The 16,275-nt window shown below is 67.7% G+C and carries 13 protein-coding genes and 4 pseudogenes; 10 read left to right on the top strand and 7 right to left on the bottom strand.

The genetic code is table 11. The features are described from left to right. The first annotated feature begins 20 nt into the window (after positions 1-20). Entirely contained in the window at positions 21-683 is a 663-nt protein-coding gene (locus tag ACWGH1_RS26565) for a hypothetical protein (protein ID WP_453351500.1), read from the top strand. A 336-nt stretch (positions 684-1,019) separates the two neighbouring features. Here the strand turns inward: ACWGH1_RS26565 and ACWGH1_RS26560 are convergent. Then, positions 1,020-1,285 (bottom strand): annotated as a pseudogene (locus ACWGH1_RS26560) (hypothetical protein). Positions 1,286-1,732: 447 nt separating this feature from the next. Between ACWGH1_RS26560 and ACWGH1_RS26555 the strand changes: the two are divergent. From ACWGH1_RS26555 to istB, 8 genes and pseudogenes are all read left to right on the top strand, one after another. Then, a complete protein-coding gene (locus ACWGH1_RS26555) occupies positions 1,733-4,420 on the top strand; it encodes a tyrosinase family protein (protein ID WP_453351501.1) in 2,688 nt (895 codons plus the stop codon). A 453-nt stretch (positions 4,421-4,873) separates the two neighbouring features. After that, on the top strand, positions 4,874-5,026 hold the full coding sequence (locus tag ACWGH1_RS26550) for a hypothetical protein (protein WP_453351502.1): 153 nt from the start codon (positions 4,874-4,876) through the stop codon (positions 5,024-5,026). Between the two features lie 563 nt (positions 5,027-5,589). Then, a complete protein-coding gene (locus tag ACWGH1_RS26545) occupies positions 5,590-5,877 on the top strand; it encodes an SbtR family transcriptional regulator (RefSeq protein ID WP_453351503.1) in 288 nt (95 codons plus the stop codon). Positions 5,878-5,958: 81 nt separating this feature from the next. Beyond that, a complete protein-coding gene (locus ACWGH1_RS26540) occupies positions 5,959-6,396 on the top strand; it encodes a hypothetical protein (RefSeq protein WP_453351504.1) in 438 nt (145 codons plus the stop codon). 106 nt (positions 6,397-6,502) lie between these two features. Continuing rightward, entirely contained in the window at positions 6,503-7,225 is a 723-nt protein-coding gene (locus ACWGH1_RS26535; protein WP_453351505.1) for a hypothetical protein, read from the top strand. A gap of 296 nt (positions 7,226-7,521) precedes the next feature. Further along, on the top strand, positions 7,522-7,992 hold the full coding sequence (locus ACWGH1_RS26530; RefSeq protein WP_453351506.1) for a class I SAM-dependent methyltransferase: 471 nt from the start codon (positions 7,522-7,524) through the stop codon (positions 7,990-7,992). Between the two features lie 131 nt (positions 7,993-8,123). Beyond that, positions 8,124-9,476, top strand: coding sequence for an IS21 family transposase (istA, locus tag ACWGH1_RS26525; RefSeq protein WP_453351507.1), 1,353 nt, complete (start codon positions 8,124-8,126; stop codon positions 9,474-9,476). Beyond that, positions 9,473-10,243 (top strand): annotated as a pseudogene (gene istB / locus ACWGH1_RS26520) (IS21-like element helper ATPase IstB). The gene istA and the pseudogene istB overlap by 4 nt, the downstream one beginning before the upstream one ends. Before the next feature lie 93 nt (positions 10,244-10,336). On the opposite strand, the gene ACWGH1_RS26515 reads toward istB, so the two are convergent. The 4 genes and pseudogenes from ACWGH1_RS26515 to ACWGH1_RS26500 form a co-directional block, all read right to left on the bottom strand. Then, positions 10,337-10,831: a hypothetical protein gene (locus tag ACWGH1_RS26515; protein ID WP_453351508.1), complete on the bottom strand. Its 495-nt coding sequence runs from the start codon at positions 10,829-10,831 to the stop codon at positions 10,337-10,339. 91 nt (positions 10,832-10,922) lie between these two features. Further along, a pseudogene (locus tag ACWGH1_RS26510) lies at positions 10,923-11,255 on the bottom strand (transposase); the annotation flags it as partial. A 130-nt stretch (positions 11,256-11,385) separates the two neighbouring features. After that, on the bottom strand, positions 11,386-11,739 hold the full coding sequence (locus ACWGH1_RS26505; protein ID WP_453351509.1) for a hypothetical protein: 354 nt from the start codon (positions 11,737-11,739) through the stop codon (positions 11,386-11,388). 61 nt (positions 11,740-11,800) lie between these two features. Continuing rightward, on the bottom strand, positions 11,801-12,319 hold the full coding sequence (locus ACWGH1_RS26500; protein WP_453351510.1) for a DUF6262 family protein: 519 nt from the start codon (positions 12,317-12,319) through the stop codon (positions 11,801-11,803). 86 nt (positions 12,320-12,405) lie between these two features. Between ACWGH1_RS26500 and ACWGH1_RS26495 the strand changes: the two are divergent. After that, positions 12,406-13,033: pseudogene (locus tag ACWGH1_RS26495) on the top strand (DNA polymerase III subunit alpha); the annotation flags it as partial. A 350-nt stretch (positions 13,034-13,383) separates the two neighbouring features. Here the strand turns inward: ACWGH1_RS26495 and ACWGH1_RS26490 are convergent. Beyond that, complete coding sequence (locus tag ACWGH1_RS26490; RefSeq protein ID WP_453351540.1) at positions 13,384-13,611, bottom strand: hypothetical protein; 228 nt, start codon at positions 13,609-13,611, stop codon at positions 13,384-13,386. Positions 13,612-13,731: 120 nt separating this feature from the next. Further along, on the bottom strand, positions 13,732-15,777 hold the full coding sequence (locus ACWGH1_RS26485) for an NACHT domain-containing protein (RefSeq protein ID WP_453351511.1): 2,046 nt from the start codon (positions 15,775-15,777) through the stop codon (positions 13,732-13,734). Between the last annotated feature and the right edge of the window lie 498 nt (positions 15,778-16,275).

Genomic DNA, 16,275 nt, shown 5'->3' with positions numbered 1-16,275 from the left:
GCTGAGATGAGGAAGCTGCCATGAGTACGGGAAGATGGCTGTGGGTCTGCCTACAGCGCTACGTCATGACCGCCGCTCTCGGCTGGGTGGCCGCGGCCCTGGTGCTGCCCGTTCTGGGCGACGATCCCTTCTGGGCATCGTTCGGCGCGGGGCTGGGAGCGGGGCTGATCGCGGTGCCGCTCCTGACGGTCGTGACCGTGTTCGTACTCGTCCTGCTGGCCGGTCGGCGGTTCGAGCCGCCGACCGGCGGTCCCTCGCGGATCCGGGGCGGCTGGCTGATCGTGCTGCCCCTGGTCCCGCTGCTGCCCGTGGCCCTGCTCGTGCCACTGCACTACCTGATCGTGCTCGGCGCGCAACTCGTGTACCTAGTATGGGTGCTGCCCTGCCAGGACGCCCGCGGCACGGCGGACGTACTGCGCTCGCTCACGGATCCGGCCGTCCCCGCAAAACAGCGGGCCCGGATGGCACGGGCGGTCGCGGGACTGCAGGGCAGGCCGGTCGTCGAAGCCCTGGTGCGGACCTCGGCCGACACGGAGCCGGAAGTCGCCGAAGCGAGTCTGGAGACCCTCTGCACCATCTGGCGGCGCGACGGAATCGTCGGCGAGGACCTGCTACTGAAGCTCGGCCCACACGCCCAGGACCGCGTCCGAGCCCTCGACGTCAGAGTGCGAAGCCCTTGGTGAGAACGGCAGCGACCTTGTCGCAGGCGAGCAGCCAGGCGACCACCGCCGCCCGGTCGAACCGCGGGGTGCACCTCGATGCCGCATGCCGGTTCCGGAAGATCGGCGTGTCGGCGCGCCAGAACGCCGCCGCGGCCCGGGTCTCAATGACCAGCCCGGTCTGCTGCGCGGCCTTCTCCCGGGCACGCTTGCGGACCAGGGGCTGCCAAGGGCGCTTTGAGTCGTCTCCATCCGGCCCGCGAGTTCGAGCTTGGCGCGCTTGATCTGCTCTTCCACGTACCGCTCGACGGCGCGCTGCGAGACCCCCGTCGGCGCGGGCTACCCGCATCCTCCCCACGGCTACCGGACATCGCCCCGCCACACGAAGCGGACACCCCCGGCGCCGAGGTCCGCTTCGGTCGGCTCGTAGTCGGATCGGCCGGACGGCCCGAACGCGCCGTGCTCCGACATCAACATCGCTCCGTCCACCACCTCTTGCGGGGGCCAGCCCGTCACATCCAGCAGCATCCCGTCCAGGGGCCGCCCACCAGCTCTACGTACACGTGCCCCGGCTTCGGCCCCCGGTCCCGCTCGCTCGCCTCCGCCCCGTACACACGCCGATCCACCCACCAGGCATGCACCCCCACACCCTCCCACCACCAAGCCGGAACCGGGGCAGTGATGCGCCGGCCGCCTTCGAAGAGGTGAACCCCGGGGGACGCAGCGGCCGGTGAGCAGCCGGCCCGACCGAAACAGCCTGTTGCTGGCCGTCGATGGACTGCGGGGCGACCTCGCCTACTCACCGGGGCGGGAGACGTTCTTCCGGGTGAGTGGCGAGCTGTTCTTGCAACATCCCCTTCTCGGCCAGGTCGTCGGCCGCGGAGACCGCCCGGCTGGTCGTGCCCACGCTCCCGGTCGAGGGGGCCTCAATCATGGCCGTCTCGAATGGCGTCACTCATGGGGCGGATGTATAGATGGAAATAGCTGACCCGCTTGGGGGGCGTGCCAGGTCAAGATGCGCGCCTGCGACCGGCATTCGGCCTCCTCGGTCGCGCGTGATGGGAGTTGTTCTCATGCCATTTGGGGATGGGATTCGCCGCGACGTCGCGAAGGTGAGTCAGGCGGAACGGGACCGGCTGATCAATGCGATCCTGCAACTGGATATGGCGAAGTTCTTCGGCGACGGTGTTTCGTACTGGGATAAACAGGAGGATATTCACAAAAACGCGCATTTGGCTGGAGTGGATGTGCACTCGGGGCCGGGTTTCGTGCCATGGCACCGGGAGCTAGTCAACCGGTTTGAGGCGCTGATCCGCGAGGTGGATCCCGATCTGTCGCTGCACTATTGGGACTGGTCCGTCGACCCGCGCAGCACAGCCGGCGGCCGGGCGAACCTGTTTACCAGTTCATTCATGGGTTCAGATCAGGGCGACGCCGGACCGCCTCTGGCTAACTTCGAATCCACCGAGGGGGGAGGCCACACCCATATCTGGCGCCAAGTGAACGGCGGCAGCTCGTCACTTGGTATGCCGACAACTGTCAGTGACAACGACATCGTCACGGCCCCCACTTGGAGAACCTTCAACAACCTCATCCAGCAAGCGCATTCCGAGGCGCACGGGTACATCGGTGGCACACTTCCTCATTCGCATTTTTCCTTCCACGACCCGTTCGTGTTCTTGCTGCACTCAAACGTGGACCGGCTGTTCGCAATGTGGCAGACGCAGACAGGGCATTCGGACCGGCTCAATCCGGCGGCTGTCTACCAGGACGACACCGGCGACCCCGGCCTCAATGGCCCGGTAGAGCCGTGGGCAGGCAACGCGGCCATCCCGAGCCTTCAGCTGAGGCCGTGGGCTCCGCCAGAGAACCAGCAGGTGGTCAAGACCTACAAGGATCCAACCATCGTCGCCCCGCCGTGCTACGACACCGTGCCCCAGATGAGGTTCCTGCAAGTCATGAACGCGGGGAACGAGATTGTATTCAACGACGTGCCCACAGGTGAGACCACTGCGCGAGCGGCGGTCTTTCGGCTGTTTAGCTGCGGTCCAGCGACTCTGCGCGTAACGTCTGCGCCCGGCAACCCGTACACAGTGCTCACACCGACGCGTACCGTGCCGCACACGTTGGTGCCCTACACCGAGGTCCGGTTGTGGTTCGGCATGCAAGGCCAAGCCGCGAACACTGTCGCGCCGCCTGCCAGTGTCACCATCCACTGCGATGAAAACGGCCAGGATTTCCCGTTCACGTTGAAAGGCAACTCGATCGCCCGTCCCACCGTCGCGGTGATGCTGGCGCTGGACCAGTCCGGCAGCATGGACGAACCAGCCGGTACCGGCAGTGCCACCAGGGTGCAGGTACTACGCGAGGCCGCCGGGCGCTTCGCCCAGCTCATCCAGGAGACTAACGGCATCGGCCTGATCCGGTTCGACACCGACGCCTATCCCGTCAACGACCCTACGTTCCCCGGCCTGCCGGTTACCCGGATCGGCCCTGGCGGTGACTTCGACCCGGCGCGGGTCCAGGCGCTGGGCGCGATCGGCAGCCACGCCACCAACATCAATGGCGAGACATCCATTGGCGACGGGGTCATGATGGCACGTAATTTCCTCAACGCCGTACCGGCGGCCGACTACCAGGACAAGGCACTCATTGTCTTCACCGACGGACTGGAGAACCAGCCCGCCTCCATCGACAGCATTGCCGGTTCCATCGACCAGCGCACCTTCGCGATCGGACTCGGCAGCGAAACCCAGGTCAGCACAGCCGCCCTGCGCAAGCTAGCCAACAACACCGGCGGCTACCTGCTGCTCACCGGCCCTCTCACGCCCGGCACCGACGACTACTTCCGACTCAGCAAATTCTTCCTCCAGATCCTCGCCAAGGTCACCAGCACCACTATCGTCACCGACCCCAACGGATACCTCGCGCCGGGCATCAAGCTCCGCATTCCGTTCGCACTAACCGAGGCTGATATCGACGCTACCGTCGTCACGCTCGACGACTTGCCCGTCGTAGACGTCGCGCTGGAAACCCCGGACGGCGACATCATCGACGTCGGTTCCGCTTCCTCGGTCGGGGTGCAGGCCGGCGAGGGAATGCAGATGCGCTACTACCGCTACACCCTGCCCGTGGCCATCGGTTCCGGAGCGCACGCCGGCATCTGGAACGCCGTACTCACGATCGACGAGGGCCAATGGAAGGATGCGCTCGGCAACCTCAAGGACGAAGGGGACCGCGCCCGCGCCGAGGCTCTCGGCGCGCGTTATTCCGTGAGCGCGTATGCCTGGTCGAACCTACGCATGGAAGCCACCCTCCACCAGGCCAGTATCGAACCAGGCAGCTCCGCGCGGGTCAGCGCGACCCTGGCTGAATACGGGCTTCCCGTTGACCACAGGGCAGCGGTACGAGCCGAAGTCACCGGCCCGGCGGGAACACCCACCACCGTCCTGGCCGAGACCGGTCCGGGCCTATTCGAGGCGGACGTTCTCACCCCTCTGCCAGGCACCTATCACGTGCGCGTCATCGCCGATGGACTAACTATCCGAGGCACGCCGTTCACTCGCGAGCAGTCACTGACCGCCGTCGCACTGCCCGGCGGAGATCGGCCGCCCGTCGGTCCGGAAGGCGACGACCACCGCCTCTGTGGATTGCTCCTTTGCTTGACCAAGGCCAGCGCCGGGTTCCTCGACCGCAACGGTATCGACCCCCAGGCCGTACACCGCTGTCTGCAGGCATACTGCGGCCGCCACGCCGACTGAGCCTGTGTGTACGGCAGGGCCTCTCTGTTTTGAGGGGCGCCTGCCGCAGGGCTCCGTCGTTACCGAGATCGGCCGGAATGATCACGTGCGTCCGAGGGTCCCACCCGGTCAGCCGGAGAGCGCCGAAGGCAAGAGCGGAGCGAGTCCCAGATGCCGTGATCCAGCACAAGCCGGAACCAGATCAGCAGCGGCCAGCGCCCCAGGGGCACCTCCTTGGGGTCCGGGACCTTCAAAGCCCAGTCCCGAGTTTTGGGTAACTGCGGAAAATCTTCCGCATGCGTCACTTTGCGCCTCTACTGACGTCTCACTCGCCGGGCGCGGCGGCCGATTCCCTGGAACAGCTTGGCCGGCAAGACCAGCCGAGCAACTCCGCGTCCAGCATGAACCGGAGCCAGGACCGCCCGCTCACATTCCGAAAACTGGTCCGGCGGTCCCACACCCCGAGGAACCGTCATGGACAACGGCCCGATCGACAACCGCACAGCGGTCCTCCTCCTCGCCGGAGGCTCAGCCACCTACATCGCCCCGCTCCACCCCGCGAGCGGCACCGCCCTGATGGTGGGCATCGCCCTCGTCACCCTGCTCCACATCCTCCTGCGACCTTGAACACTTCCCCGGGTGACAAACGGCAGATCGCCTCGCCGGGGGCCGACCCCGGCACCGTCACCCTCGCAGCCTCACCATCTGGCCGAACATGATCCGAGAAGAACATCGCCCAGTAGCCGCTCTTCGCCGGCTCGTTGTAAAGCAGCCGCGCCTCCTGCCTCAGTTCCCGGCTGTGCGGCTGCCGGGCGAGTCATCGCCAGCCCGACGACCGCCGCTGGCAGCGCCTCCAGCAGGTCGAGCTGCACGGTTGCAGTTCTGGTGCCAGCCGGTGGGAGGGCGGCGGCCGGCTGGCCGCCGGAGCCGACGCGGCCACCATTGCGCTCGCGCTGGTCGGCACCACTCATCACCTGCTAATGACGCGCGTTCCCGGACAGGGAGAAGACGCGAAGACAATCACGCGGCGGCTGCTGGCCGTCCTGCTCGGCGGCTCCGAGCCGCAGCCGAGCGCGTAGTCTCGGGGCCAAGGTCAGGACCTGGCGCTGGCGCCTGGCTCGTGGCGGCCCACGGCCAGGTGCCGCTCCGGCAGGGGGTTGATTTGCCGACGGACAGCGCGCCTGACCTCAGTGCTGGAGGCGCACGCGGGCATCGCCCGCCAACGCAACGGCGGTGAACTCGCCGCCCTCCTGCACCAGGGTGAGCATCTCTCCCACGCCGAACGGCACCTGCACGACATGCTCCAGCACCTTCTCGCCGAGGCCGCCGAAGCCGGTGACCTGCGCGGCGACGTCCCGCCCGCCGAGCTCACCCAGTACTGCCTGCACGCCCTGACCGCCGCAGCCGCCCTGACCTCCCAGAGCGCAGTGGCCCGCCTGGTCGCCGTCACCCTCGACGGCCTGCGCCCGGTTCCCTGAATCCGCCAAGACCGCCACTTCGTGTGATCGACAACGGGGCCGCCGGACAGCGCCTTCCGGCCGCCGGATAGGGTCAGTGGAGTGATCACGGTCAGGGCTGTACTCGGCACGCCGCGGACCCGCCGAACGGCGGGCCCGCTCCAGCTGCTGTGGCTGGCCGCCCTGCTCCTCGCCTTCCTCTACACCCACGCCGCCGGAGCCGATAGCGCTACCGCCCACATCACGGGCGGCGCCGTCACCATCCCCCACCTGACGCCCGCCGGCACCGACAGCGCCGAACACCACGACGGCTCGCGGCACCAACCCCGCGACGACGACGGCGCTCACTCACACCCCGCGCAAGAATGCGCCTCCGGCCACCCGCAGCAGGGCTGCGACCTGCCCGGCCCGAACGTGGTTTCCCTCGGCGAGCGGACTGACGCCGTCGCCGCGCCGACTCCGCAGCCCTGGACCCAGATCCCGCCCGGCCGCCTTCCTCCCTTGCGAAGTTCCCTCAGCTCACTGGTGCAGCAGGTATAGATCCGGGCCATTTGCCCCGATCTGCCCTGACACTCATCGACCGTAGGCCGCCGCCACAGTGGCGCGCCGGGTGATGAGCCACGCCCGCACCACTCAAGGACTTCGCATGACCTCCGCTCAGCTCCTCGACGCCGACATTCCACAGACCGGACCGCAGGCTCCCGTGATGGGGCGGGCCGCCCGGCGCAAGGCCCACTCGTCCCGCAAGCGTTCGCTGGCCGCCCGCTACCTCGGCTACGTCGGCTACTTCGTCGGCGCCGGGCTCATCAGCGGCGCCGTCGTCCACCACCCCCTCGACCCCGACCGCTACACCCGCATCGCCGGTTACGGCGCGCTCGTCTTCCTCGCCGCGACCGTCCTCAACGAGTTCCTCCTCACCCGCGAGCGTCCCGGACCCGCGCGCATGCTCGTGGTGATCGGCTCCTCGCTGCTGCTGTCGTTCGGCATCGGCATGCTCAGCGGCGGCCTCCAGCACTTCGACGACTTCCCTACCCGCGGCGCCGTCCTCGTACCCGCCGGGATCGTCGTCTCGTTCATCGCCTACGTCATCAAGGACGCCGACACTCCTTGGCAGCGCGTCTTGAGCCTGCTGGGCCTGGCCGTCCTGGCAGTGGCGGCCCTCGCCTTCTTCGGCCTGCGCGAGGTCGCCGCGTCGATGCAGACGGCGCCCGGCGGCGGCCACAGCCACGGAACCGCCGAAGAGCCCGCGGCGGACGACCACGCTCCCGCCACCAGCCCCTCCACCGCAGCCACTCCCGCGCCGGTCACCACCGCCCCGCCGAAGCCGGCCTCCCCTGCACCGGCCCACAACGACGGCCACAGCCACTGACAACCCGCACCGGCGCGGCCCGCAGAACCGGGCCGTGCCGCCCGGCGCCACCTTCCCGCCGATGAATGTCACCCAGGTGAGGGCAGCGGCCGGCGGACCCTGCTGGCCAGGGTCCGGGCACCGTCGCCAGCCGGGCGGTCAGCCAGGTCGAGGCGGCCGTTCGTCCAGCTCGACCCCGCGGTAGGGGTTCACGTGCCAGAACAGCGCTGGCTTTTTCGCGAGTTCCGGTAGCGATTGTCTAGGGTGACCTGACGGGGCCGGTTGTTCGATGCTGGCCCGGTGAGGAGGGCGTCAGCGTGTCGGAATCGGAGCAGGGGCTGGCCGAGGTTCAGCGTGCGCACTGGCAGCAGACCTATGGCGAGCATCCCGGCATGTACGGCGAGGAGCCGTCTGAGCCGGCGGTCCGTGCCGCTGCGGTCTTCCGGACCGCCGGTGCCCGCCAGGTACTGGAGCTGGGTGCCGGCCATGGCCGTGACGCGCTGTACTTCGCCCGCGAGGGTTTCTCCGTGGCGGCCACCGACTTCAGCCCCGCGGGTCTGAATCAGCTGCGTGAGACCGCCGCGGCCCAGGGCGTGGCCGGGCGGATCACTACGACGGTTCACGACGTCCGCCAGCCTCTGCCGCTCGCGGACGCCTCGGTGGATGCCGTGTTCGCGCACATGCTGCTCTGCATGGCGCTGTCCACTCAGGAGATTCACGCCCTGGTCGCTGTCGGCGTACACGTGAACGTCCCCAGTCTCGTACGGATGAATATGGACAGTTGCTGATGCGGTGAGACCTGCTGCTCGGCACTCTGCTGCTTGGTCGATTCGGGTGGCGGAGGGGGCTGGCAGTGGTCTTGGATCCGCAGCGTTGGCTGGAGCTTCGGCGTTTTCGTGGCTTGCTGGAGTCCGGGGCGATGAGCTTGTCGGAGATCGCTCGGGAGACCGGGCTGGACCGGAAGACGGTCCGCAAGTACCTGACGGCACCGGGGCCGGCGCCCCCTCCGCGGCGGTCGCCGAGCGGGCGGTCGCGGGCAAGGGTGATCGACGAGTTCGGGCCGCTGATCGACTCGATGCTCCGGGCCGAGGTCCTGATGAAGGCCGCGGTCATTCACGAGCGGCTGGCCCAGGAGTACGGTTTCACCGGCAACTACCAGCGGGTCAAGCTCTATGTTCAGACGGCCCGGCCGAGGATCGCCGAGGAACTCGGGATCACGCCCAAAGAACTTGCGGGCATGCACCGCCCGTTCGAGGTGATCCCAGGCGCCCAGGCACAAGTGGACTGGGGTGACGAGGGCAAGATCCTCGCCCACATGGGCATCGCGAAGGTCTACTCCTTCCACATGACGCTCTCGTACTCGCGAGACCCGTTCTGCTGCTTCACCACCAGCCAGGATCTGCAGACCTTCTTTGACTGCCACCGTCGGGCGTTCGCGCACTTCGGCGGTGCTCCGATGACGATCGTCTACGACCGGACCAAGACCGTCGTCCGCCGGCACGTCGCACCTGGTGAGGCCGTCCCGCTGCATCCGGAGGCGGTCGGATTCGCCGGCCACTACGACTTCGACATCGACGTCCTGGCCGCTTACCGGCCGCAGGGCAAGGGCCGGGTCGAGCGGCAGGTCCTGATCGTCCGCGACCACGTCCTGTCCGGCCGGTCGTTCTCTTCAGTCGAGGAGATGGATGCCGCATTCGCCTCGTGGGTGCCGCATAGGCGGGCCCAGATCCACAAAACCCACCGGGAGGTCATCGCAGAGCGGGCCGCGAGGGATCACGCGGCTCTCAAGCCGCTTCCCCCGACTCCGTATCTGGTGGCCGAACGGCAGCTGCGGCACGTCGGCAAGGACTGCCTGGTCGCCTTCGACGGCAACCTCTACTCCGTGCCGGCCCGCCGAGTCCGCGCTCGCCAGCTGGTCGAGATCCGGGCGACGAAATCCCAGGTCATGCTGCATGCCACCCTCGCCGACGCCCACGGCAGCACGCTGCTGGCCTCCCATCCCCGGGCCATCGGACGCGGTGCCCGTGTAGTCGACGAGACACACTGGGACGGCCTGCCCACCGGCAAGGGACGCCGGACCACCACCGGCGACGTCCCGGTGCAGCCTCGTCCGGAGCGGCCGCGGGGCGAGGAAGTCGGCCCCTTGCAGGCCCTGTTGAACAGAGCCGCGGCCACCCGGATCGTGGTCGGCCGACGGCCTTTGTCGGTCTATGACGAGCTGACCGGAACCCGGCCGTTCACCACCCATCGAGCGACGAAGGAATCCTCTTGAGCGAGCTGACCGGCAACCGCATCCGCACCACGGCCGGCAAGCTCGGCCTGCCCCACCTCGCGGAAACCATCAACGAGTTCACCCGCCGGGCGGACGAGGCGAAGATGGGCTACCTCGACTTCCTCAACCTGGTCCTCTCCGAGGAACTGGCCGTCCGCGACGACCGCCGTTTCCGCCAGGGCCTGCGACTTTCCCGGCTGCCGCACCACAAGACACTCGATGAGTACGACTTCTCCTTCCAGCCCGACCTCGACCCGCGCAAGGTCAAAGACCTGGCCACCCTCTCGTTCGTCGAGGCCAAGGCGAACGCCGCTCTCCTGGGGCCGCCCGGGGTCGGCAAGACACACATCGCCGTCGCTCTGGCCGTTGCGGCCTGCCGGGCCGGCTACTCGGTCTACTTCACCAGCCTCGACGACATGGTCCGCAACCTCAAAGCCGCCGAAGCAGCCGGCCGCCTGGCCAACAAGCTGGGCACTTACCTGCGGCCGGGCGTCCTCGTGGTCGACGAGGTGGGCTACGAGATCCTCGAACGCGGAGAAGCGAACCTGGTCTTCCAGGTCATCTCAAAGCGGTATGAAAAGGGCTCAATCATCCTGACCTGAAACAAGACCTTCAGCGAATGGGGACAAGCGTTCGGCGACGAAGTCCTCGCCACAGCCATCCTCGACCGCCTCCTGCACCACTGCGACGTGATCTCCATCAACGGCCCCAGCTACCGGCTCAAGAACCGACTCAAAGCCATCGAGCGAGACACCGACGTGGCCTGATCCGAGCCGGATATCCGACGAGGAGCATGTTCCTTGTCGATTCGGACGGTATGCCATCCCTCGCGATCGGTGACACTTGGTGATCGCACGGCTTCAATCGAGCGCTCGCAGGACGAGGACCGTCTGCCGCGCAATGGCCTGCTGGCACATTGGGTCCCGCTTCTCGTCTTCAGCTGTGACTCGCCCAGTCAACTGGGATACCAGGATTGCCTCGTAGCAGCTGGACAGGCACTCCAACGCTTCGTCGGCCGACAGGAAGCCGCCAGGCGCTTCGAAGAGTCGAACCAGCGCCATCAGGAAAGGGCCGACCGCTGGCCTGGTGGGGACATCCGGCAGAAGGTCGTATTGAGTCAGGAAGTCTCGTCCGAAAGCCGTGTCGTCCCACCAGCTCGCTGGAGCTTGTGCGCGCAAGGTCAGCACGGACTTGACCAGCTCGCGGTGCGGTTCTGGGAAGAAGTCGTCGAACGGCGGCTCGAAAAGCGGCATCGTCGATGCCACCACGGCCAGCACGAGGTCGGCCCGCGTGCTGTTGTCCAACGCCTCCAGCTCATCTCCGTACGGCGCGACGTTCTGGTCCCACAGCTCCAACCCAGTCCTCCAACGCTCTGCTACCCCTGAACCGTAGATGGGGACGTTCATCCGTACACAACTGGGGAGCCGAGGTTGTACGCCGACAGGCATTCTCGATGCGTCCTGCGGTGCCGGTGTACTGCCGCTGCACTCCTGCCGAGGACCGGCCCTTCTTCAGGAAGCCGGTCTCGTCGACGACGAGAACGCCGCCGTCGGTGCCGAGGTGTTCGGCGGCGCAGGCACGCAGATCGTCGCGGACGGCATCTGCGTCCCAGCGGGCGCAGCGCAGCAGGCGCTGCATCGGCCCAGGCCGAGTATGGCCCGCCTCTTCGGCCAGCTGCCAGCAGTTCTTCCGTTCCACGCCCGACAGCAGCCCGAGCAGGTAGGAGCGGGCCGCGGCCCGGGGCTCAACCCGCCTGAACCGGCCCGCGATCCGGGCCATAACCTGGTCGAACATCGCCCGCCAGCGGGCAGGGTCTACGCTATGGCCTGCGGCCACCGCACGATCTTCAGGAGTCCACACAACCCCCGATGATCACGCGGTGGCCGTCCCTGCTGCGGGCGGGCAGTGTTCACTCGTCGTAGTACTCACAGTCGTCGCCCTGGACACGCGCCCCCAGTACCCGCGCGATCTCCCGCATCTTCCTGAGCAGGATCTCATCCGGGTTCTTCACCACGATCTGCCCCTCTTCCCAGTCCAACCAGGCACCGTGAGTGTCCCGTTGCGGGTGGGTGGACATCTGTGCCAGCCACTCGTGCCGGTACTCCAGCACCGCGTCCTGGCCGCGCGGAGAAGCCCGGGCCACCTGAACCATCTCCAGGTCGGAGTCGGCAGCGACCACCGCCGCCCACTCCTGCGTGGTGATCTGCTCGCCCTCTTCCTCCCACCACGGCGTACGCCTGGTGATGTGCACGCCATAGCCCATGCCGCCACAGTAAGGGGCACGACTGACGGCACAGACGCGATCACGAAGTGGCACTGGAGTATTAACTGCCCTGGTTCAGGGCCCGGGTCAGTTCCCGGTTCGCGGCCCGGGCCGCCTCCAGCTCCTCTGTCAGCTCTTCGAGTTCACTCTGCTTGTTGGCGAGCTCTTGTTCGAGGAGGTTGATGCGGCGTTGGAGCTGGTCGATGTCGACCGGTGCTCCGAGCCGGGACTCGGCCCAGACGCTCTCGCCGAGCTGGGAGGAGAGCCGTTTCTCGAGCTGGCGGGCCCGCGCCGTGAGGCGCTTGTTGGCTTCCAGCGCCTTCGCGAGGTCAGCCTGGAGCGAGGCCCGGCTGACCGCCGCCATCCGGCCGTTCTCGACGGGTGTGCTGGCTGCGAAGTGGACTCGTTCGAGCAGGTCGGGGTGGCGGTAGAGGAATGTCCGGTCGACGCGGGCCGCGCGGGCGAGTCCGGAGACGGTGATGTCCCCGCCGGACTTCACTGCGGTGTAGATGGCTTTCAGGACACGTTCGCGGCGGCGGGCCGAGTCGGCTCGCTTCCCGTCGATCACGGGGTTGGTCATCCGGTGGGCCTTTCGGGGCGGAGATCCTCTTCGGGCGGCCCGATGCGGGGCAGCCCGAGTGAGACGACGCGGCGGGTGCGGCGGACGAGATGACCAGCCGCGAAGCCCTGAGCGTGGAGATCAACGTGCTGAAGATCGACGTGTCCCAGCACCTGATGACCCACCACCACCGGCTGCTGCGCGAGATCGGCCACCGACGCCGCCCACCTCACGACCATGCACCCCGGGCAGCGGGTCCTCGTCGCCGGCGTGCGTGCCTCCACCCAGACCCCGCCCATCCCCTCCGGCAAACGCGTCATCTTCGTGACCCTGGAAGACGGCTTCGGTCTGGTCGACATCGCGTTCTTCGAAGACAGCCACGACCAGGTCGCCCACACCGTCTTCCACTCCGGCCTCCTCCTCGTACGCGGCACGGTCGAGGCACGCGGACCACGCCGCACCGTCGTCGGCCAGATGGTGTGGGACCTGGAAGAACTCGCCGCCGCACGACGCGACAACGGCCCCGAAGCCGTCCTCACCCTCCTCGGCCAAAGCCAACTCGCCCCCACCCCCGCCCAAACCCCGGCCCCGACTGCGGCCGCGGCCCCGGTGCGGACCCTCGCCAATGGCACCACCGGCGCCCGACTGCACCCTTACGCCGACCTCCAACCCGCCGGCACCCGCTCCGCCGACTTGAAGACCCTCGGCTACACCAGCCCCGGAAGCCGCGGGTGACCACCATGACCGAACGCCGCATCCTCCACGCCCACTTCCACCTCCCCCACCAGGCGCACCCCGACCTGTACCCCCAGCTCCTGGCCCTCGCCGAAGACATCACCCCGCGCATCCAGGCCATCCCACCGGACGCCGCCCACCTCGACATCACCGGGGCGCTGCGCTACTGGCAACGCGACCCGGCAGGCATCGCCGGCCTCCTCCAGCTCCGCGCCATGGCCTGGTACGGCGTCCAGACCACCTGCGCGATCGCCCCCACCCGAAACCGACGGGTTCGCGGATTCCTAGCGCCCCCTGGCGACGAACCCGAGGGCCATTGTGGTCGAACGCCTCGCATCGCACGTTCGGTTCTACGCCATCACGCAGTCCTCCAACGCTCGGCGCCGGCCGCTGCCGATCACGCCGTAGCTGGCCATGCACGTACGGAGTCGTGGCAGGGAGGCTGCTGCGGGACGCATGCGGTGACCGGGGAGGGCACTGAGCCGCCATTGGGCGGTGATGGAAGCGAGCGCGAGGACGGTTTTGGTGAGGCCGCAGCTGTCACCGATGCATTTGCGGGAGCCTGCGCCGAAGGGGATGTAAGCGTTGCGGGGTGGCTGTGCTCACTGCGCGGAAACATCGGCCAACCCGAAGACGCGGGAGTCCGACTTGGTCGGTGGCGAGGGCCCGCTGAGCGAATCCCGTCCGAATGATCGTTGTTACACCGGCGGGGGGCCGGGATTGCGCTCCAGCCATTGCTGCAGTTCACGGTGACGGAACTGGTAGGCGGCGCCTGCGAGACGCAGCAGTCCGGCAGCGTAGGCCCAATCGAGGAAGGCTCCGAGCCTCCATGGCAGCTTTCCCTTGGAGCACAGCAAGAAGACCAGGTACCGGCGTCCCGCTGTTCCACCGACCTGAAGCCCGCTACGCGAGAGGGAGGAGTCGTCGCCCGCCAGCCCGCCGGTGAGGCAACCAGTGAGGCCGCCTGCGGTACCAAAGGCCAGACCGAAAGTGAGACCGCCCGCGGTACCAAAGGCCAGACCGAAAGTGAGGCCGCCCGCGAGACCGCACGCTAGGCCACCCGCGATGCCGCACACGAGATCACCACGGACCATTTCCCGGGGTTTCGAGCTCACCGCCGACCCGTGCGTGATCGCCGTGAGGAGCCCCAATGCGAGTCCCACAGTGAGTCCGAACCCGAGCCCGAAGGCGAGCCAGCTGCGAATCAGTCCCATTGATCCGCCCATGAACCAGAGGATCAGCCCGAGCACAAGAGCAACCACAAGCCCGAGGACGGAAGCGTAGAAGATTAGGGACGCTACGCAGGCACCAAGGAGGGGCACAGACGGGGGCAACGTGGGTCCGGCCCAGAGCAGGTACAGGAGCCCGAGGTGAAGGCCGACCAGGAGTGCGGCGATGCTACAGATAACGAGCGTGGAATCGGGCCCTGACACAAGGCCGAGGAGGAGGCCCAAGTCGAGCCCAAGCACGAGTCCGTTGGCGAGTCCGAATCCGAGCCCGAACACTAGGTTGCGATATCCGGCTTCAGTGCGTAGACCTCCCCATCCCACGCGCTTCGGCGGCGCAACCTCATTGACTGTCGCAAGAGAGCCAGCCACGACGGCTGTCAGGGCAATGGACAGAGCGATACCCCATGGAGAGGAACTGGCCCAAGCGAGAGGGAGCGGCAGCAGGACCGTGAGCGTTGTGAGCAGCGCGTCGGTGCGGCGCACACGCCGAGGTCCAGCCATTGGCCACAGCTGGTGGAGGACGAGGTCGGTACGAGGGGAAACATGAGAGGCAAGCTCGGCGAGCCACTGGTGGACAATGCGGGCATCGTAGGAGCGGCGCTGGCGCGGGTGGAGGGCCACAGCCGCGCGGATGAAGCGGGCCAAAAGGTGTTCAACGAGGACGTTGGGCCTGGCATGGCGAAGCAGGTCGGAGGGGTCACCATGCTGTGCGTAGACGGTGGCCGCCAGGCTCAGCCGCCACGGCGTGGACAGGGCCCTGGCCAGTGTGCAGGTCGGGTCACTGTCCAATGCATCCAGCACTGACTGCCAGCGCGCCGGATCGCGGGCCCGCTGCATCAGATAGGAGCGGGCTGTGGAAGGGGTGACGTGCTGGATTTGGATGTGGGCGGCGTCGAGCAGCCGTGCCTGGCTGCCCAAGGCTTTGTAGTGGCGGGTGCGGCATGTCAGGACCACCGGGCCGGCGGTGCGGCCGTCTTGGTAGTCGTTGAGCGCGTTCAGGGCGGCTTGGGCGCGGGGGGCGTTGCGGGAGGGAGCGCCATCTGGTCTGGTGGGATCCATCTCATCCAGTCCATCCAGCACCGGCAGCACGCGACGTTGGCGGACGAGTTCCTCGGCCATCTCGGTCGGCCAGTCGTAGACGTCGACCAGGTGGCGGGCGACCCACGCGGGCAGGGCGATGGCGGTGTCCCACTCGGCCAGCGACAGCCGCACTGGGACCGGATCCCTCTCGTCCCGGTCCTCAAGAAGCGCCAGCATCAGTTCCAGAGCGAGCACGGTTTTGCCCGCGCCTGCCGCACCGGTGACCACCAGACGGCGCGGGCGCGTCTGACGGTAGTACGCGGCTACGTCTGGAAGGGTCGGGGTTCCCGCGAACAAGCGCCCGGTGTCGGCGGGAGTCAGCGCCGTCCGACCCGGCTCCGGACGGAGCTTGAAGGCGACATTGATCCGTTTCGTGTCGTCCCCGATTAGCTGCCGCCACTGCCGCTGCTCGTCCTCCTTCACCTGCTCGGCCAAGGTCGACGCCCACCCGCGCGCTAGCTGTGCCAGGTCACCCTGAGGTGGCCTCCGTAGATCCACCACCCCGACTACCAGGGCCGCCACCCCAACGGGCAGCCCGAGTAGGCCTGCGGTACCGACAGCGTCAATGCCTCCGCGGGCCAGCTGCAGACCCGCATACAGCAAGCTCGCCGCCACGAGTAGCCCACCCACCCCAGCCAGCCACACCCGCCAGCGTCTGTGCCTGCGGCCTCCGATCCTCGCCACGCTCTGATCATGCCCCTTCCGCTCCTGACCAGAGATGAGCCATACCGACAAGGGGCGAGAAGATCACAGCCCACGGCATTCGGCAGGCATAACTCGTATGGCAAACCAGGATCCTCCCCAAACCCATTGGCTTTGGGTTCCTGCGGTGCCCCCTTCGGTGCGTTGGAACCCACAAGTCTCCCCACGCCCCGCAGTCCCCTCTCGAACACCAGCCACAAAGTAACTCCGGTGCCTGGGCCGGAGCGCAAG

It is taken from the genome of Streptomyces sp. NPDC054883 (genome assembly GCF_053610645.1).
The sequence above is the reverse complement of the archived record's forward strand: the minus strand, read 5'-3'. Positions and strand labels throughout refer to the sequence as shown.

Bases quoted from the DNA above. Each gene is read 5' to 3' on its own strand.
- istA (WP_453351507.1), top strand. From the start codon at position 8,124: ATGAGCTTGTCGGAGATCGCTCGGGAGACCGGGCTGGACCGGAAGACG.
- ACWGH1_RS26500 (WP_453351510.1), bottom strand. From the start codon at position 12,319: ATGACCAACCCCGTGATCGACGGGAAGCGAGCCGACTCGGCCCGCCGC.
- ACWGH1_RS26535 (WP_453351505.1), top strand. From the start codon at position 6,503: ATGACCTCCGCTCAGCTCCTCGACGCCGACATTCCACAGACCGGACCG.
- ACWGH1_RS26565 (WP_453351500.1), top strand. From the start codon at position 21: ATGAGTACGGGAAGATGGCTGTGGGTCTGCCTACAGCGCTACGTCATG.
- ACWGH1_RS26505 (WP_453351509.1), bottom strand. From the start codon at position 11,739: ATGGGCTATGGCGTGCACATCACCAGGCGTACGCCGTGGTGGGAGGAA.
- ACWGH1_RS26555 (WP_453351501.1), top strand. From the start codon at position 1,733: ATGCCATTTGGGGATGGGATTCGCCGCGACGTCGCGAAGGTGAGTCAG.
- ACWGH1_RS26550 (WP_453351502.1), top strand. From the start codon at position 4,874: ATGGACAACGGCCCGATCGACAACCGCACAGCGGTCCTCCTCCTCGCC.